Raw genomic sequence first — 18,902 nt, 5'->3', positions numbered from 1 at the left:
AATTTTAATGAAACTCAAGGAAACTTTTTATCTAAAACCAACATTAACAGTTGCTAGAGATCTTATTGGATGTGTTTTAGTTCGTAAAGATTCTTATGGGATAACCAGTGGAAAAATCGTTGAAACCGAAGCGTATATGGGTTTTGAGGATAAAGGATCGCATTCCTATAACAAAAGGCACACCCCCTCAATGGATCCACTTTATAAATCAGGAGGGCATGGCTACATATTCCCAATTTATGGAGTTGGATACTGTTTCAACGTTGTTACAGAAGCCGTGAATGTTCCAAGGGCCGTTTTGATTCGGGCTCTGGAACCTGTGGAAGGAAAACATCTCATGGGCAAACGAAGACATTTTTCGGGTATTAATTCTTCAAACCTCAAAAATTTGACCAACGGCCCTGTAAAATTATGTCAAGCTATGCATATAGATGCAACAATTAACGGGATTAATCTTTGTGGAGATGAACTTTTTATTTTGAAGGGGTCAAAGTTAAGATCCAATGAAAAAATTTTAACTTCTGCGAGGATAAATATAGATTATGCAGAAGATGATAAATTTAAACCTTGGAGATTTATTTTAGAGGGAAATAAATTTTTGAGTAGGGCAATTTAATTCAGTTAAAATTATTCAAAGCATTTAAGAAAAAGGAGTCAGATCAACATGTCACTGGTAATAAACACCACAACTCCCGAGGGAATTGTGTTAGCTGCAGATAGTAGGCAGAGCTACAGAAATCTCAAGGGTATGGCACGCATAGGTAGCGATAATGCAATGAAACTTTTCCAAATAAACAGCAGGATTGGAGTAGGAATAACAGGACTAGCATTTTTAGAGGAAGAAGGTGTTCTGAAGAATATGAGTAAATTCATTGAAGAATTTAAAAGAGGACCTGAAATTGAAGAGTTAGATGTGGAAGATGTTGCTGTGGAGCTTTATAAGCTTTTCAATGAAAAGTATCATTGGAAAGAACAACTTGATATGGCAGAGGAAAATATCAGAAATGACTTGTTGAGCAAGGGCTGTGAACTCTTGAACATTGAAAAGAATGATTATAACATCAATTTCAGCTTCAAAAATCCTCAGGGTATGATAGAAGAGGGAGTGGCTGGAGTTGATATGATTGAGCTTTTGGTTGCAGGTTATAACCAAAATGGAACACATCAAGTTTATGGATGTTACATCCCAGGTGAAATTCAAAAAAGAAGGGATAGTTTGGACAGGAACAACGAATATGGCAGTTCCTGGATTGGTCAGGGAGATGTTGTTTCAAGAATCGTTCTGGGCTTTGATGGAAGAATAGCAAATGTGGCCTACACCAAAGAAGCCATGCTCATAAAAGGGGAAGCTCAAGTCTTTGAAGAACTTAAAAATTTAGAGTACGCCATACAGTGGGGAACAATGACACTGCAAGATGGAATAGACTTTTGCACCCTGATGATACAGACAACATCAGCTATGCAAAGATTTTCAGATGGAATCAATGCAGATCCTGGAGATATGCCAGGAGTCGGTGGCCCAATTGATGTGGCGGTTATTACCCCTGACAACGGATTTGTTTGGATCAACAAGAAAAAATTAAGCTACGGCGAGAATCAGGTCGAACTAGGTTAATTTTATTTTTTTTTAGTCTCTTTTTTTTTAATCCTGTTTATTTCTAAGATATTGAGTTTTAATCCGTAAACTACTGATTTTTATTTTAAATGAAATTTTACTGTTAGATTACACTTTTCATTAAAATTTCTAAAAAGTGTAAATAGGATGTTAATGAATAAAAGTTTAACATTAAAAGTTTATGTTTATAAATATTTTGGAGGTTATTATGAATTTTAACGATATTGAATCCAGATTTCCATACATAGGAGTGTCCACTTTTTATGGTTATCCCAACTCTAAAGATTTGAATGAAACAGATGTTGCTATTGTGGGTGTTCCCTTTGATCATGGTACCACCAATAGACCTGGAGCTCGTTTCGGGCCAAGATCAATTCGTACAGCTTCACAGAACTATGGAATTTATCTCAATGAGTTTGGTGCGTTCGATTCTGAACTAAAACGTAATATACTTGGCGGGGTTAATATTGTGGACTATGGAGATGTTCCCATACTGCCAACCCACACAAAAACTAACATGAAGATGATAAACAGCACCTTCAAGAAAATTGTGGATGCGGGTGTGTTTCCAGTTGCATTTGGAGGGGATCATACTGTCACCTATCCTATTGTAAAGGCCTTCAAAAAACCATTGGACATAGTTCATTTCGATACCCATTTAGATTTTGTTGATGGTACTGAAAACTTGAAATTCTCACACTCCAACCCTTTAAAAAGGGTTTCTGAAATAGAGAACATCAATAACATCACCCAGATAGGAATAAGAGGATTCACAGATAAAATAGAAAATTATGATGAATCCAAAAACTATGGATCCAAGATCATCACCGCCTCTGAAGTAATGGACAGGGGAACAGCATGGGTTCTTGACCAGATTCCTGAATCAGATAATATTTATGTTACCCTAGATATCGATGTTTTAGATCCGTCGATAGCCCCTGGAACTGGAACACCAGAACCTGGAGGATTAACTTACAACCAATTAAAGGATATATTAACCAATTTAACGAATAAGGGAGAGATTTTAGGTTTTGATTTGGTGGAAGTGAATCCATTGTTTGATCTGTCTGAAATAACATCTTTAACTGCTGCAAGATTGTGTTTTGATTTCCTAGGTTCTATCTTCTAAATTTGAAAGTTTTTATTGTGCTAAATTCAGTGCCAAATAAATCAATATTTAGATGAAAAACTAAATAATAATTATAAACAAAAAAATGGAATTTAGTTACCATGAAAATAGGCTTTGAAATTGATCCAAAAGAATATAAGGGCCCATTTAATCTTGATCTCACCATCAACAGTGGCCAAACATCACAACCTGCATGGTTAATGAAAGATGGTTATTTTCAGGAGCTCTTAAGATTTGATAATAAACTCTGCCTCATCAAAATCCAACAGGAAAATGTGGAAGGTACGTTGAATATTGAAGCTGAAACTGAAGCTGATTTAGAATTGGAAAGTATTCGTACAAAATTAATGGATATTTTTAGTTTAAATGATGATCTTAATGATTTTTATGATTTTTTAAGGAAGGATAGTGAATTAAAGCCCACCATTGATTTTTGCAGTGGTTTAAGATTATTTAAAGCACATGACCCCTTTGAGTGCATTATATCCTCAATATCCTCTGCAAACTGTTCAATTATCAGGTGGAACAGATCAATCAGAGATATTAAAAGTAAATGGGGTGAAGAGTACAACTCAAATTCAAATAGTTGGTACACATTTCCATCTCCAGATATCCTAAAAAATGTGCCTGAACATGACTTAGAAGAGATGGATCGATGCGAAACTAATTTACCAGATGATCACAGTTTTGAAAAAAATCTTAAAAGTTGTGGTGTAGGCTACAGGGCAAAGTTCATGATTAAAACTGCAGAAATTGTTCAAAATCAGATAAATATCGATGCTATTCATAAAATGAGCTACAATAACGCTTTTGAAACCATGCTTGATTTGCCAGGAGTTGGTCCGAAAGTTGCTGACTGCATACTGTTCTATGGATTTGGATTTAAAGAAGCATTTCCAGTGGATGTATGGATAGGAAGAATAGTTTCTGAAATGTACTTCCAAGGAAAGGAAATTAAACCCTTAAAGGCCCGTGAATTCGGCATGAAAAAATTTGCTAATAGAGCCGGATATGTACAGCTTTATATGTTCCATTATGCAAGAAAATCAGGGCTTTTAGATAGAATTAGACAGCTAAATAAGAGTTAAAATGATTAGTTAAATTAGAAAAAATGATTATAAATCACTGCAAACATATATTTGTTGGAGGTTGTCATGGCAGGAATATCAGATAACTTGGAAATCTTCAGAAAGCTATCAAAAAAGCATTATGCAGATCTTGTTGAGAGTTTAGAAGGAAAATATTGCTGGAAATGTCCAATGCGAACCAATAATTCCGAAACATTTTGCAGGGAGGTTGATAGTTGGGTTAGACTTTCCATTGCATTTGAGATGGGAATTCACGACCATCTGAGGGAAATGGAAATACCTTATGGTTGTTTGGAAGTTATAACAGCTAAATTTGTAGAAAAACAGATCAGCCAAGGAAATGCATCCAACAAACTCCAAAAATTAAATTTAATTCAAATGGACAAATCCATGGGTTTTGGAATTGATGGTGGAGATTATCTTCTTGTTCAGCAGGGACCTAAAAAACTTAGATCCGGCGACAAAGTGCTTTTACCAAATTCATGTCCACTATCAAATTTGTGGTACACAAAAAACTGTACTGAGGAATTACCACTGAAAGTTTTTTTAGTTACCAAGGTCTTCCATAAGCAGGGTGTGAAATATATACAGACATCTGAGGGTTTAGAAGTACCCTTTGAATATGTTTATGGGTTTATTTTAAAGATAATTAAAGAAGAGGATCCAATTTACACCGATCTACATTTAAATCAAGCTTTAAAATAACAACGCTCATGAAAATATACTAAATCTGGAGGATGGTTGATTATGAAAACTAATGAACAACCCGAGTTAGAAAAGTCAGAATATGGTCAGGGCTCTGGAAAAAAATTAATTAGAGAAGATATACTCGATTTAAGAACATCCATAAATAGCATGTTGGAATCAAGCTCACTCAAGGCAATTTCTGACCTGATAATGGATGAAGCTAAAAAATTAACCTCCAGTGATAATTGTTACATAGCCTACGTAGATCCGGTTAACAAAGACAGTGTAGGAATTTCATTCTCACATATGACTGGAGAATGTCAGATGTACTCAGAATTGGGAGAAGCCAGGTTTAAAATACGTAAAGATGGAACTTATGGTGGACTCTTGGGATACTCTTTAGACACTGGAGAATCGTTTTTCATCCACAATCCCCGTCTTCATCCTGCAGCTCATGGACTTCCTAAGGGTCATGTACCAGTAAATGAATTTTTATCAGTTCCAGTAAAATATAATCAGAATATCATAGGACAAATAGTACTTGGTAATCCTAAAAATAGTTACACGTCTTTAGATGTAGATTTAACAGATGCTCTGGCAGAAATATATGCTCTGGCGATTTATAATTTCCTTTATAAAAAAAAATAAGTTTGGTAGATGTTAAACCCATTATTCAATCCAGTAATTTCTCTTTTCGAATACCTTACCTGAAGCATCCACATGTTTTAGGGTGATCTTCTGACCAAGCTCACCAGAAAATGTGTACACATTGTATCCTCCATAACCAACAACATAGCCTTGCAAGTTTGCTTTATCTGGCACGTATGTCTTGCTTACCAGTTTTACTTTAGTTTGATCGAATATTGATCTCCATTGGGATCCTGTAGTTGGATTGTTTGGAACAATTACCACGAATTTATGGTACTGTACCGGGCTTATTACTTTTTTTTCTGTATGTTGGTTTGTTGCTGCAAAGGATCCTGAGATCATTGCAAAACAAACAAATGTAGCAAATAAAATCGCTAACTTCTTCAAAGTTAACACCTCCCATGCATAATGTAAAAGTTTGATCATATAAAATTTTCTATGATCAACAAAAAAAAGTTGTTCAATCAGGCGCATTTAAGGAAACAAGAGCTAAATTCAACGTTTAATTTAAAAAAAAATTAGTAGATGTAACTTGTCAGTTACTCATCTACTACTGTAACCTTATTCATGACATCGTTGGCCTGTATCTTGTTAACGACATCCATTCCCTTAATAACCTTACCAAATACTGTGTGAACACCATCTAAATGTGGTTGTGGGCTGTGTGTTATGAAAAACTGGCTTCCACCAGTGTCTTTTCCTGCATGTGCCATGGATAAAGCACCAGTTCCATGCTTATGTTCGTTGATTTCACATTTTATGGTGTAACCCGGACCTCCAGTCCCATTACCCTTAGGACAACCTCCCTGAATTACGAAGTTAGGTAGAACCCTGTGAAATGTAAGACCGTTGTAAAAACCACTCTTTGCCAATTTTTCAAAGTTTGCAACTGTGTTAGGGGCTTCTTTATCAAATAGGGTGAGTTCTATATTTCCTTTATCTGTTTCAATAATTGCCTTTTTCATTTTTTCACCTTGATATTAATATATAAAGATTCTGTATCTCATTCTTAATCAAGTCTTTCATATATAAAAACGTTTAATAAATCTAGAATTACAAAGAATAATCAAGAAAAAAATGTTCAAGATCAGCTGTTTAATTGTAATTAAATATAGAAGGAAATTACGTGGTTAATTTGTTCATTTTCAAGGTGATTAAATGAATACTCAAGAAATTATTGAAATGGATTCAAAATACGTTATGCAAACCTACGGAAGACATAAAATAGCCCTAGTAAAGGGTAAAGATACTACTGTTTGGGATGCTGATGGTAATTCTTACATAGACTGTGTGGCTGGAATAGCAGTGAACAATGTTGGTCATTCTAACCCAAAGGTGGGTGAAGCAATATGCAATCAGGTGAAAAAACTTATTCACACATCTAATCTGTACTACACAGAAGAACAGGTAACATTAGCCAAATTGCTGGTTGATGTTTCACCACATCAAAAAGCATTCTTCTGTAACAGTGGTGCAGAAGCTAACGAAGGTGCAATAAAGTTAGCAAGAAAACACAGTGGAAAAGGCGAAATAATAACCATGATAAATTCGTTTCATGGAAGAACTATAACAACCATTACTGCAACAGGTCAACCAAAGTACCAAAAGGGATTCGAGCCTTTAACTCCCGGGTTTAAGTACGCTCCATATGGTGATATTGAAGCTGTGAAAGAGATGATCAGTCCAAGTACCGCCGCAGTGTTAGTTGAACCAGTACAGGGAGAAAGTGGTGTTATTGTACCTCCAGAAGGTTATTTAAAACAGTTGAAAGAAGTTTGTGAAGATTCTAATGTCCTTTTAATATTTGACGAAGTTCAAACAGGTTTTGGACGTACAGGGGAAATGTTTGCATCCCAAACATTTGGAGTGACACCCGACATCACAAGCCTTGCTAAAGCCATTGCAGGTGGTTTTCCAATGGGTGCAGTACTTGCTAACAATGATGTTGCAGAATCCTTCGTGCCTGGAGACCATGCCGCAACATTTGGTGGTAACCCTCTGGGATGCGCAGCAGCTAAAGCATCGATCAATTTTATTTTAGAAGAAAAATTGCTGGACAAATCAAAAGAAAACGGATCATACTTCGTTGAAAAACTATTAAAATTACAAAATCAACATGAACTAATAAATGAAGTACGGGGAAAAGGTTTGATGGTTGGTGTTGAAATGAAGACCGATTGTGGTTGTATGGTTGATGAGCTCTTTAAAGAAGGGATCATAGTAAACTGTGCAGCCGGCAACGTTTTAAGATTTGTACCTCCACTCACCATAACCAAGGAACAGATCGACACCGTTACAGCTGCATTAAACAATGTTCTCAGCAGATACTGAGGACAATCTATATTTTTTTTTGTCTTGAAAAAAAATATTCAAGATCTACCCAATCACTGAATTGTTTAAAATACTAATTACTTATCGTCATGTAAACAATTTTATATGATGAGATCAAGAAATTTAATATTCACTTCATTTTCTCGTTTTGGAGGACAGTTATATGGATTTTGATTTAAAAACAAATGAAAAAGGAAATCTAAAAATAGGTGAAGCCGATGCAGTGGATCTTGCAGAACGGTTTGGTACACCATTATATGTTATAGATGAAAACAGAATAAGAGATAATTATAAAAGATTATACAACGCCTTTAAAGATTATTATCCAAATTTTAAAATGTTTTATGCTTGTAAAGCCAATACGAACTTGGCTGTGATGAAGATACTAGAAAATGAGGGTAGTGGAATAGACGCAGTTTCACCTGGAGAAATATACACTTCATTACTGGCAGGATTTGAACCAGAAAGGATACTCTACACTGGAAACAACGTTACTGATGAAGAACTGAAATTTGCTGTTGAATCTGGAGTTAGACTTAATTTAGACTCCATATCACAGTTAAAAAGGCTTTCAAAAATTCCTGAAGCCAAGGGAATGGAAATTTCCTTCAGGGTGAATCCAATGGTTGGTGCAGGCCACCATGACCACTGTATAACAGGTGGACCCCTTAGTAAATTTGGTATTAAGGAAGAAGAAGCAGTTGAAGTATATAAAATGGCTATTGAACTTGGATTCAAACCAGTTGGAATACATTCACACATAGGATCAGGAATACTGGATCCAGAACCCTTTATGCTTGCAGTTAGAACTCTGATGGATACCGCAGGGAAAGTTCATAAAGAAGCAGGTGTTGAATTTGATTTCATAGATTTCGGAGGAGGAATTGGAATACCATACACCCCTGAAGAATCTAAGCTTGATATCAATGATTTTGCAGAGAAGATCGTCGATCTCTACAAGGCCAAGTTGGAGGAATACGATCTAGGAACTCCAACCATGTGCATAGAACCTGGAAGATATTTGGTTGGAGACGCATCAGTGCTTTTAACAAAGGTCAACACAATTAAGCAGAGCTATAGGAAATTTGCAGGAGTAGACGCAGGTTTTAACACCCTACTTAGACCTACCATGTATGGTTCATATCATCATATTGTATCAGCATCAACCCCCCTTGCAGAATCCACACAAACCATAGACATAGCTGGAGACGTCTGTGAATCAGGAGATTTATTTGCGCGTGAAAGGCCAATGCCTGAAATAGAAGAAGGTGACATACTCGCAATATTGAATGCAGGAGCATATGCATTTTCAATGGCATCACAGTACAACAGCAGGCCAAAACCTGCAGAGGTACTAGTAAACAATGGAGAAACAGATGTTATTAGAGAAAGGGAAACCTTTGCAGATCTTTTCAACAAACAAAATGTACCAGTGAGGCTTCTAAAATGAGTGAAAGAACTTTAGTCACATTTTCAAAGATGCATGGATTGGGAAATGATTACGTTGTCATAGATGAATCAAAAAAGATCATTGTACCCGAGGATAAAAAACCCGAAATTTGTGAAGAAATTTGCAGAAGAGGATTTTCAGTCGGTGCAGACGGAGTTATTTTCGTGACACCAGCCAGCAACGAAGAAGCAGATATCAGATTCAGAATATTTAATTCAGATGGTAGTGAAGCTGAAATGTGTGGAAACGGAATAAGGTGCTTTGCAAAGTACGTTTATGAGAATGAAATTCTTCAGAACAAGGAAATGCTGGTTGAAACATTGGGTGGAATAAAAGAAATTGAACTCGATGTAATGGGTGGAGAAGTTAGATCCTCCAGCGTTGACATGGGAATACCCACATTTAAATCTGTAGAAATTCCAATGAAAACTGAAAAAGAAGAATTTTTAGATGCTGAACTTGATGTTAACGGAACAACTGTGAACTTAACAGCTGTGAATGTTGGGAATCCCCATGCAGTCATATTCACAGAAAACATTGAAGAAATTGATTTGAATGTTATGGGTCCATCGATTGAAAATCATCCTGCATTTCCTGAAAAAACTAATGTACACTTTGTAAGTGTAATTAACAGAAATGAAATAGAAATGATCACATGGGAACGAGGTGCTGGTTTCACACTCGCATGCGGTACAGGTGCTACAGCATCTGTTATGGCAGGTTACAAGTTAGGAAAACTCGATGAAGAAGTTGAAGTACATCTTCCTGGAGGAGAACTACTAATAATTGTTTATGAAATGGGAGAAGAAACTACCCTATTTATGGAAGGAGAAGCTGTTTTAGTTTTTGATGGTGTAATGGAACTTGAAATTTAATTTTCCTTTCTATTTCCCTTCCAAATTGGGTTTTTTGGGCTGAGTTATAAACCAATTTGGATCGGTTTTGTTTTAAACCGAGATTAGTTTCCAAAAACTTCCTGAAATTTTGGGGAGGGTAAGATCTGTAGAAACTAACCAGGGAAATTAACATTTCTGAGGTCTACTACTATATTGTCCACAAGATCATTAATACTTTTAGATCAGTACGTAATAATTGAATTATTTTAGACTTGCTTAGAAATGAATCTGATTTCTAATAAAAAAAAGATAGTAAAATAATCTTAATATGGGTCCATTATTTGGTGTTGAAAATACATTCCCTTCTTAATTTGAGGAGCTCTTTCTTTTTATTTTTAAGGTCATCTACTTCCCCAAGTATTTCCGGTAACTTGGTCTGTATGCATTCAACTGTATCATCACTGTGTATCCATTCACAATCTTCACAGCTCCAAACTCCCTTATCTTTTATCCATTTTCCACCTGTTGATCCCTCACCACAGGGATAAAATGGACAGTAACAGAACATACAATTCTGTGGATGGGAATGACAAGGATAGTATTCGCAGGATCGATTAGGTCCGTTATTCAATTCTCCTTCAAGGTAATTTTCGTAGAATTCCCTTGAAAGTGGATGTATTGAACTTGAAACTTTGTATCCTCTAGGAGTTATCATGTAACCTTCTTCAACATAGGTCATGGAATTACCAACAATTATGGTTGTTGACATGTTGATGTCTGAATCTGGAAGATCCTTCAATGTTGTTATGGTTATGTTGACACCAGTTTCCAGAGATTTCACAATCCCAACAGGTGTATCAGGATTCCGAGTTTCTAATAAAATCTTGACAGATTCTTCAAAGGGTTTGGTTCGTGTTTTACTCAGCGGATTGTAGATAGCAATAACAAAATCAGCCTCTGAAGCTGCCTTTATCTTTCTTTTAATTTCTGATAAAGGTGTTAAAATATCACTGAAGCTTATCACGGCAAAATCATGGAGGGGTGCTCCTAATTTTCCAGCAGCAAAATTTGCAGCTGAAACTCCAGGTACAACTTCCACTTCAACACCACTGAATTTACCAATGATTTGAAAAATAACATTTCCCATTCCAAAAACTCCAGGATCTCCAGAACTGATGAGGGCTACGCGTTTTCCTTCCTTTGATTTAGTAATTGCAAGTTCTGCCCGTTTAATTTCATCCCCCATACCCTTTAGAATGACTTCTTTACCTTCAGTTAAATCTTGAATATTTTTGATATAGGATTTGTAAGTTATTATCACATCTGCAGCCTTTATTGCATTCATGGCCTTGATGGTTATGTCTTCACGGGAAGGACCTATTCCTATCACACTGATCATTGAATTCACCTTCTTAGATTTGAAAAAATTAAATATAATTTAAAATAGTAAAAATCAATTAATTGATTTTTTGATGTAAATTAAGTTGAATTTGCATTTACATTTCCGTAAAGTTTTCGTGACGATGTGATCTTTATGGAGTCAACGTCGATTACAAGTTCACCATCTGATAACTTTGCATTGGCAGTTGCTGTCAAACTAAATGTTTCGTTGGCAGTTATTGTAATTACAGAACTGTTAGAACCTGAAATTGCATCTTTGTAACCAATAGCTGTTATGTTAACCGGGAATGTTGAAGCTTTTGTAGTTGAGGATACTTGAGCAGATATGGACTGTAAGTTTATCCCATCTAATCCAGAACTACTTTGCAGAGCAGTAGCAACATCAGCTAAATTACTAACGGGTTTAGTTGTAGGATTTGTAATTATGCTTGAGCTTGAACCGAAATTGAATAAAGATGTTACCTCTTCGATCTGCATTCCTATCAGCTTACCAACATCTGGAGGTTGGGAAGTTACAATGGTGTAGGAACTGATCAACCCTGCTTCAAAGAACACAGCTATGAATGCTACGATCAATATGATTTTCAATAATCTGGACAAATGTACCACCTTCAAAAAATTTCGATCTACTTTGGATTAACTATTATAATTAGGATTATAAATATAGTTTTAATAATGTTATTTGTAGTTGTGTATAAAAATATTTGATAATGGGATCCTAATGAAAGAAGATATACTTTTGAAATTTACAAATGCAGAACTTCTAATAGATGACTCTGCCTATGAAAAAATTATTCAACAAGAAAATTCGGTTCAGGTTGCAGATTCCCTGATAAAAGATATATCCAGTTCAAACAAAGACTTTTTTGTTTTAACTGAATCTGTGGTGGATAATTTTCTTCAACAATATTTGTCTAACTATCAGGCCCCTGAGTCAAAACTAAAATCTGATTTGGAAACCAATTATGAAACTCAAAATGAAACTGTGAAAATGCCGCAGAGCAAACTCATGGATATTCCCCTGGATTTTCATGTATTAAAAGATGCCAGTAAAAAATCATACACCAACGGAGAGATAAAGGACTTCACAGCCTATTTCAACAGCCGTTTCCAAAAGCTCAAAGCCATGCTAACAAAAAAGCCAGGATTAAGGGAAAGTGCTCCAATAAAAGAGGCAGGAAACCGTGATGGAGTTGTGAATGTGGTTGGTATGGTAAATGACATTAGAAACACCAAAAATAACCATAAAATTATGGAAATTGAGGATGAAACTGGAGAAATGACTGTACTCATACACAATGAAAATCATTCCCTCTTTGAACAGGCTGAATCCATTGTCAAAGACGAGGTTATAGGGGTTATTGGGAGTAAAAAGGGAACTTTGGTCATTGCGTCTGAATTAATCCATCCGAGTGTGCCTAGAATTGAAGAAAAAACAATGGATTTTTCAGCTGTATTCATATCAGATATTCATATTGGTAGTTCCACTTTCCAAGAAGAAGCTTTCAATAACTTTGTGAACTGGTTAAATGGTGACTTTGGAGATGAAACACAACAAGATATAGCAAATGATGTGCGCTACCTTGTTGTGGCAGGTGATGTTGTGGATGGAATAGGTATTTACCCACATCAGGAAGAAGAACTCACCATTAAAAATATATATGAACAGTATGAAGAAGCTGCAAGGTTATTGGGACAAATTGATAATGTTAAAATGATAATTGCTCCTGGAAACCACGATGCATGTCGTTTAGCAGAACCTCAACCTGCAATTCCAGAAAATTATGCTGAAGATCTCTACAAGCTCAAAAATGCAGAATTTGTAAGCAACCCTTCTTTGGTTAGTCTTGATGGATTTAAAACACTCATATACCATGGTAGAAGTTTTGATGACTTGGCAATGACCATAAACGGCCTTTCTCACCAGACTTCAGATTTGATCATGAAAGAGTTAATAGAAAAAAGACATTTAGCTCCAATATATGGGGAAAGAACTCCTCTAGCTTCTGAATATGAGGATCATCTGGTTATTGAGGAAATTCCAGACATTTTCCATACTGGACATGTTCATATTAATGCGTACAAGAAACATAAGGGCATACACATGATAAATTCTGGAACGTTCCAGTCTCAAACAGAGTTCCAGAAAATATACAACATCATGCCAACATGTGGAGAGGTTCCTGTTCTAAACAGGGGTGCTCTAAAGGTTCTTAAATTTACATAAATTTCTTTGATTATTTTTTTGAGAGTGTTATTCATGGATCATGAAACAGTAGTTAAAAATATGGTTGAAACTTCCCATGTACTCTATAACAAGGGACTCGTTCCTGGTAAGTCAGGAAATATAAGTGTGAAGTTTGTGAAAGATGGTTTGAATGTTGTTGCTGTTACCCCCAGTGGATCTTCTTTTAAAACTTTGAAAGAAACAGACATAGTTCTGGTTGATCTCGAGGGAAATATTGTATCAAATACAAATCATGTTCCAACTTCAGAATTAGAGATGCACCTAAATATTTACAAAGTAAGGAATGATGTTGGTGCTGTTGTACATACCCATTCTCCAATAACAACGGGTTTTGCATTTTCTGATGAAAAAATTAGAAGATTTGAAGGTTTTGGCCCTATTGAGGAAGAATTTCTAAAAGTTGTGGACTACCATCCGCCTGGAAGTTCTGATCTGGCAAACACTGTTTCAGAAGGTTTGTTGAATCAGGATGTTGTTGTGTTAAAAGACCATGGAATGGTAGCAGTGGGTAAAAATTTAGATGAGGCAACTCTCCTTGCTGAATTTGTAGAAGATAGTGCCAAAATTCAATTTGTAAAAAAAATGTTAATGTCTAATTGATTCTAATTCGCTTAAAACGTTCCAAATAAGTGTCCTTGCATGGATAGGGATATTTGGATCGTTACTGATTTCATCCAATATTGAAATTACAGTACTAGCCCTTACTGTTGGTTCATCATCATCTTTAGATAGTAGTTCCTTTGATTCTTCTGCAGCTCTTCTAATATTTCTAGGAACACTAGTATCCTCAGTTATATGTTGTAAAATTTGATTACATCGTTCAAAAGCGTCTTGACTCATAATTATGCCTCCATTTAAATTAAATGTTAAAATTTTGAATTAAATATTTAAATATTAAAGAGTTATATCCATGTGTTTTTATATCTTCTGATTAAAAAGGTTTTGGTTGATAAAAATTTTGAAAAGTTTCAATTGAAGGAGAGTGCAATTGCAACTGTAACTCCATCGTATGAAGTTTTTCTCAATATGAGTCTGGATTTTGTTCCGGCTTCGATGAGAGATGATGGTTCACATACTCCGCCTATTCCAAATTTAGACTTTACAAATTCCGAATCATTCATGTCAGGATTGGTGAAATTTTTCAATTCAGATTCAGATATTATTTTTAAAGGTTTATTAATGGTTTTAGCTGCTTCTAAAATTCCATGCTCATTTTTTTTCATTTCACCTGTTGTCAATGTATTTATTCGTTCTATAGGTATATCTAAATTTGCTATTGCCAAATAAATTGCTTTAAGTACCTTTTCAGTACTTATATTTTTTCTTGATCCCAATCCTAGGACAATTTTTTTTTCAACTAGTTCCAGATCTGAAATTCCATTTGAAACCAATAGTTTCTGGGAATGGTTGTTTCCATGTTCATAGGAATCTGAAACTTCAGTATCTTCCCATAAATATTCATAGTTAGAATTGTAATCTATCCATACTTTTTGATCGTTGATAAGGGATGAATTGATCGATTTTATGTTGGATACTGGAATCAATTTGAAATGATACTTGTTTGCAAGACAATCAACACCAAATTTGCTGTTTAGATCTGTTGAAGTGGTTATCACTGGATCTGATCCCATGAGATCAGCTATTTTGTGTGTTAATTTGTTTGCACCACCTAAATGTCCAGATAATAAACTTATAACATGTTTTCCCTTTTCGTCAATAATGAGAACTGCAGGATCGTTTTCCTTGGTTTTTATGAGTGGGCAAATATTTCTAACCATTATTCCGGTGGCCATTATTCCTATGATACAATCAAATTTATTGAAAGAATTGATTAGGGTTTTTTTAACGTTTTTATGGAAAATTTGAACTTTGATTATTGTGTTGTCAGTGAGTAGTTTATTTTGTAAGGATTCTCCTAAAATTTTCCCATTTTCTGTTACTGTTATAATTGCAATTTTCATTTTTGAAAACCCATAAATTTTTTTGTTATGATTTTATTTTTAGATCCAATTCATGATAATTATTGTCAGTATAGTGTAGCATAATACAGAAATTATCAAAAATATTAGTACAACTACTTTTGTTAAAAGAATGGTTCTTGAAATGGTTTCTATCCTTAAAGGATGTATTTGTTCTCCTAATTGATATACTCCCTTTTTTTCCAGTTGTATTTCTAATGCTCCTGCTGTTGCTGCCATGGTGTAGCCAGAATTTGGGCTGGGAGTTTTTCTAGCATCCCTTACCATGATCTTGTAAGAATTTTTCCAGTTCATTCTTAAAATCCATGCAGCCATAACCATTAGAAATCCTGTGATCCTAGCAGGTACATAATTTAGTAAATCATCTAATTTAGCTGGATACCATCCTGTGTTTATGTACTTGGGTGTTTTATAACCCATCATAGCATCTAAAGTGTTCACAACCCTGTAGAATACAGCTCCTAAAATTCCGAATATGAAAGTGTAGATAAGGGGTGCAGTTATGGAATCGGTTATATTTTCTGTTAAAGTTTCGATGGCTGCTGATATTATATCTGATTCTTCAAGATCAGAAGTTTCTCTGCTGACTAAGTATGAAATTGAATGTTTAGCTTTTTCAATATCTTCATTCAAATCTTCTTCTATTTTTTTCACAGAAGTTATGAGAGATCTGATGGCAAACGTGGTTGATAATACAATGGCAGCAACCAGTAAATAGATGTAATAATTAAATTTAGACAGGTCTAGTAGGGTATAAATGATTATTAAAGGAATAATTAAGGTTAATATAGTGATGATAAGACCTGTGAATTTGGTGTTGTGATTATTTAAAGATCTTATCAAGTAATTTATTAATTTACCAATGAGTACAACTGGGTGGATTCTTGATGGTAACTCACCAAACAAGATATCAATCAGCACAGCTGCCAAAATTATTATTATCAAATTCATTAAGCGGCTCCAAAAAAATTTATTGAAATATTGGATTGAAATCTATTTTAAAGTGTAATTTCAAGTTATTATGAATTTATGGGAATTTTTAAAATATAATAAATTAAATTGTTCTTTATGATATGTTTAAGTTTGGATGGATTAACTTTTGTAGATTGTTTAGGTGAATTATGAATGATGTTGGCTACTAATGTGGTTTTTTGTATGATCATATCAGGGGATGAGAGATGCATTTCAAGTGTAAAAAATTTTTGTTTCCAAAAAAAAAATTTGAGAGTTGAATTTCGTCAATAATTCCTCATTTTATCATGTATTTAATGACAGTAAGAGATCAATTTCAAGTGTAAAAATAAATGTGAAAACAGTTGTGAAGAATTGTTATTAAAAAAATCAAATTTTAAAGGTATATTGCAAGTGTAAAAATATTTTTTTTTGAACGTTTAAAGAAGGTTTATAGTGATTTTCAAATTAAAAAAGGACATAATTTAATTTTTATGTGGGAAAAATGTGTAAATTGACTAAAAATATGGGTATTGTTGATAAAAATTGATATTTATTTTTGAAAAAATTTTTTTGTTCCTGTTTTTATTGGATATTAGTTTCTTTTTTTATATTTATTTTATTTTTAATTTTATATTTATTTTATTTTTAATTTTATACTGATATTTTTAGTAATTTTTTTAATATATAAATTTAATTATTATTATTTATTAATTATTTAATATATATTTAGTAAACTCTACAAATAAAGAGATAGAAAGGTAAAATAAAGATAGTATAACTTAAAAAGTAGTAGTAGAGTTAGAATATCCTTTAAACAAAGATATAAAACTTAATAGATATCATTTAATTTTTTAGCCTAATTTATTTAAATTTCATTAAAATTTTTAAATATTTTCAATAAACAAAACTTAATTCGAAAATTTTTTTGATCTGCAGGATCTTCATGCAAAATTTATTAATTTTTTAATGTATGATAATAACAAAAGTATAATACTCACTGAATACTGAATGATATTTACACTTGAAATGTACCTTTCACCCTGAAATTTTCGGATTTGAAAGGTTTGTTTACAGTTGAAATGCACCTCTCGGATCACATAACCAATATTGGTGATGTTTTTTACACTTGAAATGTACCTCTCAATGGGTTGGATGCTGTAAAATATAATTTTTTACAGTGGAAATGCACCCCTGTTTTACCATGAGTTACATATCGAGTAACTTTAACTTCCCCTGAATAGTTCAATTCAATATTATAATAATCAGGATAGTTTATTTATAAAAACTGTGAATATCTGAATTGCAAAATTATATAATTTTTAACTTTAAATTATAATTATTTAAAGGAATGAGTGGTACTGATGAATATATTTGAAGAGTTAGGCGAAAAAAAGAGTGTTTTTAAATGCAAAAAGTTTTTAGATCACAGATTTCTGCCTGAAAAATTACCTCATCGAGAGGAACAGATAAAATCTGTTGCAAAATATTGGATAGAAGCATTAAACAGTGTGACTCCTCCTGATGTGACAATATATGGTAAAACTGGAACTGGTAAGACTGCGGTTTCTAAATTTGCTCGAAAACAGCTCGAACAAATTGCTAAAGAAAAAAAAGTTAATGTTAGGGTAGAGTACATACGATGCACAGATTATACCACTGAGTATCAAGTAATTGCCAGATTATGTCAACAGATGGGTCGGGATGTTCCTTACAGAGGTTGGACTAAAGCAGAGGTTGTCCATGCTTTCCGTGATCTTTTTAAGAAGAACGTTTTTGGAAAAGATCTTATTTTAATAATTATTTTAGATGAAATCGATATTCTGCTCAAAAACGATGGTGATGGACTTCTTTATACCTTAACAAGGACCGATAACGTGTCCATAGCATCAATAAGTAACTTTGTTGATTTTAAGCAGTTTATTAAACCCAGGGTAAGAAGTAGTCTTCGTGACAGGGAAATTGTATTCCCTCCTTACAATGCTCAACAACTTGTAGACATCCTAAAAGAAAGATCTGAAATGTCTTTCAAGGATGGTGTTTTAAACAACGATGTGATCCCCCTTTGTGCTGCACTTGCAGCTAAGGAAGAGGGAGATGCTAGATATGCATTGGATCTGCTCCGAACTTCTGGTGAATTGGCCGACGAAAAAGCTTCAGAAACAGTTTTTGAAAATTATGTCCGAGAAGCTAAAGACTACATAGAACACAACAAGGTTACAGACATTGTAATGACACTTCCAAGTCAACAACAAAAGGTATTGGAATCAATTATCTACTTGACAAAAGAAAAGGAAGAAATTACTTCTGGTAGACTCTACGAAGTTTATAAACAATTTTCCAAGGGAGATTCTGTTTCGTACAGAAGAATATTTGATTTTATTAATGAACTGGAAATGTTGGGTTTGATCTCAACAAAGACCATATCTCGAGGAAGAGGAAAAGGAAGAACCAATATAATTGACTTACAGTGTGAGATGGGTCTTTTGGAAGATGCAATTTGGAATGGTTAATCATTCCATTAATTTTTTTTTTAAAA

19 protein-coding genes are annotated in these 18,902 nt (G+C 34.1%); 12 read left to right on the top strand and 7 right to left on the bottom strand.

The features are described from left to right. Positions 1-7 precede the first annotated feature (7 nt). From METBO_RS00640 to METBO_RS00615, 6 genes are all read left to right on the top strand, one after another. A complete protein-coding gene (locus tag METBO_RS00640) occupies positions 8-616 on the top strand; it encodes a DNA-3-methyladenine glycosylase (RefSeq protein ID WP_013643732.1) in 609 nt (202 codons plus the stop codon). Between the two features lie 48 nt (positions 617-664). Continuing rightward, positions 665-1,615 (top strand): hypothetical protein, encoded by a 951-nt coding sequence (locus METBO_RS00635; protein ID WP_013643731.1) that lies wholly within the window; start codon positions 665-667, stop codon positions 1,613-1,615. 208 nt (positions 1,616-1,823) lie between these two features. After that, the gene (gene speB / locus METBO_RS00630) at positions 1,824-2,744 is read left to right on the top strand and encodes an agmatinase (RefSeq protein ID WP_013643730.1); all 921 of its coding nucleotides are present in this window, start codon (positions 1,824-1,826) and stop codon (positions 2,742-2,744) included. A gap of 101 nt (positions 2,745-2,845) precedes the next feature. After that, a complete protein-coding gene (locus METBO_RS00625; protein WP_013643729.1) occupies positions 2,846-3,832 on the top strand; it encodes a DNA glycosylase in 987 nt (328 codons plus the stop codon). A gap of 66 nt (positions 3,833-3,898) precedes the next feature. Beyond that, entirely contained in the window at positions 3,899-4,537 is a 639-nt protein-coding gene (locus tag METBO_RS00620) for a hypothetical protein (RefSeq protein ID WP_013643728.1), read from the top strand. 42 nt (positions 4,538-4,579) lie between these two features. Continuing rightward, positions 4,580-5,167 carry a GAF domain-containing protein gene (locus METBO_RS00615; protein WP_013643727.1) on the top strand — a complete coding sequence of 196 codons (588 nt, stop codon included), beginning with the start codon at positions 4,580-4,582 and terminating at the stop codon, positions 5,165-5,167. 21 nt (positions 5,168-5,188) lie between these two features. Here the strand turns inward: METBO_RS00615 and METBO_RS00610 are convergent, their stop codons facing one another. Together METBO_RS00610 and METBO_RS00605 are read right to left on the bottom strand one after the other, a co-directional pair. After that, positions 5,189-5,554 carry a protease inhibitor I42 family protein gene (locus tag METBO_RS00610; protein ID WP_013643726.1) on the bottom strand — a complete coding sequence of 122 codons (366 nt, stop codon included), beginning with the start codon at positions 5,552-5,554 and terminating at the stop codon, positions 5,189-5,191. Positions 5,555-5,706: 152 nt separating this feature from the next. Continuing rightward, positions 5,707-6,132: a peptidylprolyl isomerase gene (locus METBO_RS00605; RefSeq protein ID WP_013643725.1), complete on the bottom strand. Its 426-nt coding sequence runs from the start codon at positions 6,130-6,132 to the stop codon at positions 5,707-5,709. A gap of 193 nt (positions 6,133-6,325) precedes the next feature. On the opposite strand from METBO_RS00605, the gene METBO_RS00600 reads away from it, so the two are divergent. From METBO_RS00600 to dapF, 3 genes are all read left to right on the top strand, one after another. Further along, positions 6,326-7,498: an acetylornithine transaminase gene (locus METBO_RS00600; protein ID WP_013643724.1), complete on the top strand. Its 1,173-nt coding sequence runs from the start codon at positions 6,326-6,328 to the stop codon at positions 7,496-7,498. A 163-nt stretch (positions 7,499-7,661) separates the two neighbouring features. Next, positions 7,662-8,948 carry a diaminopimelate decarboxylase gene (lysA, locus tag METBO_RS00595; RefSeq protein ID WP_013643723.1) on the top strand — a complete coding sequence of 429 codons (1,287 nt, stop codon included), beginning with the start codon at positions 7,662-7,664 and terminating at the stop codon, positions 8,946-8,948. Further along, positions 8,945-9,823 (top strand): diaminopimelate epimerase, encoded by an 879-nt coding sequence (dapF, locus tag METBO_RS00590; RefSeq protein ID WP_013643722.1) that lies wholly within the window; start codon positions 8,945-8,947, stop codon positions 9,821-9,823. Before lysA ends, dapF begins: the two co-directional genes overlap by 4 nt. A 298-nt stretch (positions 9,824-10,121) precedes the next feature. On the opposite strand, the gene cobJ is transcribed toward dapF, so the two are convergent. Next, the gene (gene cobJ / locus METBO_RS00585; protein WP_013643721.1) at positions 10,122-11,183 is read right to left on the bottom strand and encodes a precorrin-3B C(17)-methyltransferase; all 1,062 of its coding nucleotides are present in this window, start codon (positions 11,181-11,183) and stop codon (positions 10,122-10,124) included. Between the two features lie 80 nt (positions 11,184-11,263). Then, complete coding sequence (locus METBO_RS00580) at positions 11,264-11,794, bottom strand: hypothetical protein (RefSeq protein ID WP_394294939.1); 531 nt, start codon at positions 11,792-11,794, stop codon at positions 11,264-11,266. 112 nt (positions 11,795-11,906) lie between these two features. On the opposite strand from METBO_RS00580, the gene METBO_RS00575 reads away from it, so the two are divergent. Then, a complete protein-coding gene (locus METBO_RS00575) occupies positions 11,907-13,412 on the top strand; it encodes a DNA-directed DNA polymerase II small subunit (RefSeq protein WP_013643719.1) in 1,506 nt (501 codons plus the stop codon). 33 nt (positions 13,413-13,445) lie between these two features. After that, entirely contained in the window at positions 13,446-14,033 is a 588-nt protein-coding gene (locus tag METBO_RS00570; protein ID WP_013643718.1) for a class II aldolase/adducin family protein, read from the top strand. Here METBO_RS00570 and METBO_RS00565 read toward each other — a convergent pair. The 3 genes from METBO_RS00565 to METBO_RS00555 all read right to left on the bottom strand — a co-directional run bounded on the left by METBO_RS00565 (position 14,019) and on the right by METBO_RS00555 (position 16,363). Beyond that, positions 14,019-14,273 carry a UPF0147 family protein gene (locus METBO_RS00565; protein WP_013643717.1) on the bottom strand — a complete coding sequence of 85 codons (255 nt, stop codon included), beginning with the start codon at positions 14,271-14,273 and terminating at the stop codon, positions 14,019-14,021. The genes METBO_RS00570 and METBO_RS00565 overlap by 15 nt on opposite strands. Before the next feature lie 128 nt (positions 14,274-14,401). After that, positions 14,402-15,394: a cobalt-precorrin 5A hydrolase gene (locus tag METBO_RS00560; protein ID WP_013643716.1), complete on the bottom strand. Its 993-nt coding sequence runs from the start codon at positions 15,392-15,394 to the stop codon at positions 14,402-14,404. A 39-nt stretch (positions 15,395-15,433) separates the two neighbouring features. Next, complete coding sequence (locus METBO_RS00555; RefSeq protein ID WP_013643715.1) at positions 15,434-16,363, bottom strand: cobalamin biosynthesis protein; 930 nt, start codon at positions 16,361-16,363, stop codon at positions 15,434-15,436. 1,364 nt (positions 16,364-17,727) lie between these two features. Between METBO_RS00555 and METBO_RS00550 the strand changes: the two genes are divergently transcribed. Beyond that, a complete protein-coding gene (locus METBO_RS00550; protein WP_013643714.1) occupies positions 17,728-18,876 on the top strand; it encodes an orc1/cdc6 family replication initiation protein in 1,149 nt (382 codons plus the stop codon). Positions 18,877-18,902 lie beyond the last annotated feature (26 nt).

The sequence above is a fragment of the Methanobacterium lacus genome (genome assembly GCF_000191585.1).
Taxonomy (GTDB): domain Archaea; phylum Methanobacteriota; class Methanobacteria; order Methanobacteriales; family Methanobacteriaceae; genus Methanobacterium_B; species Methanobacterium_B lacus.
Note: the sequence above shows the minus strand (reverse complement) of the source record. Positions and strands in the feature narration are given on the sequence as shown.

Excerpts from the sequence above, each read along its gene's own strand:
- METBO_RS00635 (WP_013643731.1), top strand. The coding sequence starts at position 665 with ATGTCACTGGTAATAAACACCACAACTCCCGAGGGAATTGTGTTAGCT.
- METBO_RS00600 (WP_013643724.1), top strand. The coding sequence starts at position 6,326 with ATGAATACTCAAGAAATTATTGAAATGGATTCAAAATACGTTATGCAA.
- METBO_RS00575 (WP_013643719.1), top strand. The coding sequence starts at position 11,907 with ATGAAAGAAGATATACTTTTGAAATTTACAAATGCAGAACTTCTAATA.
- METBO_RS00620 (WP_013643728.1), top strand. The coding sequence starts at position 3,899 with ATGGCAGGAATATCAGATAACTTGGAAATCTTCAGAAAGCTATCAAAA.
- speB (WP_013643730.1), top strand. The coding sequence starts at position 1,824 with ATGAATTTTAACGATATTGAATCCAGATTTCCATACATAGGAGTGTCC.
- lysA (WP_013643723.1), top strand. The coding sequence starts at position 7,662 with ATGGATTTTGATTTAAAAACAAATGAAAAAGGAAATCTAAAAATAGGT.
- METBO_RS00615 (WP_013643727.1), top strand. The coding sequence starts at position 4,580 with ATGAAAACTAATGAACAACCCGAGTTAGAAAAGTCAGAATATGGTCAG.
- cobJ (WP_013643721.1), bottom strand. The coding sequence starts at position 11,183 with ATGATCAGTGTGATAGGAATAGGTCCTTCCCGTGAAGACATAACCATC.
- METBO_RS00605 (WP_013643725.1), bottom strand. The coding sequence starts at position 6,132 with ATGAAAAAGGCAATTATTGAAACAGATAAAGGAAATATAGAACTCACC.
- METBO_RS00555 (WP_013643715.1), bottom strand. The coding sequence starts at position 16,363 with ATGAATTTGATAATAATAATTTTGGCAGCTGTGCTGATTGATATCTTG.
- METBO_RS00560 (WP_013643716.1), bottom strand. The coding sequence starts at position 15,394 with ATGAAAATTGCAATTATAACAGTAACAGAAAATGGGAAAATTTTAGGA.
- METBO_RS00625 (WP_013643729.1), top strand. The coding sequence starts at position 2,846 with ATGAAAATAGGCTTTGAAATTGATCCAAAAGAATATAAGGGCCCATTT.
- METBO_RS00550 (WP_013643714.1), top strand. The coding sequence starts at position 17,728 with ATGAATATATTTGAAGAGTTAGGCGAAAAAAAGAGTGTTTTTAAATGC.
- METBO_RS00640 (WP_013643732.1), top strand. The coding sequence starts at position 8 with ATGAAACTCAAGGAAACTTTTTATCTAAAACCAACATTAACAGTTGCT.
- METBO_RS00565 (WP_013643717.1), bottom strand. The coding sequence starts at position 14,273 with ATGAGTCAAGACGCTTTTGAACGATGTAATCAAATTTTACAACATATA.
- dapF (WP_013643722.1), top strand. The coding sequence starts at position 8,945 with ATGAGTGAAAGAACTTTAGTCACATTTTCAAAGATGCATGGATTGGGA.
- METBO_RS00570 (WP_013643718.1), top strand. The coding sequence starts at position 13,446 with ATGGATCATGAAACAGTAGTTAAAAATATGGTTGAAACTTCCCATGTA.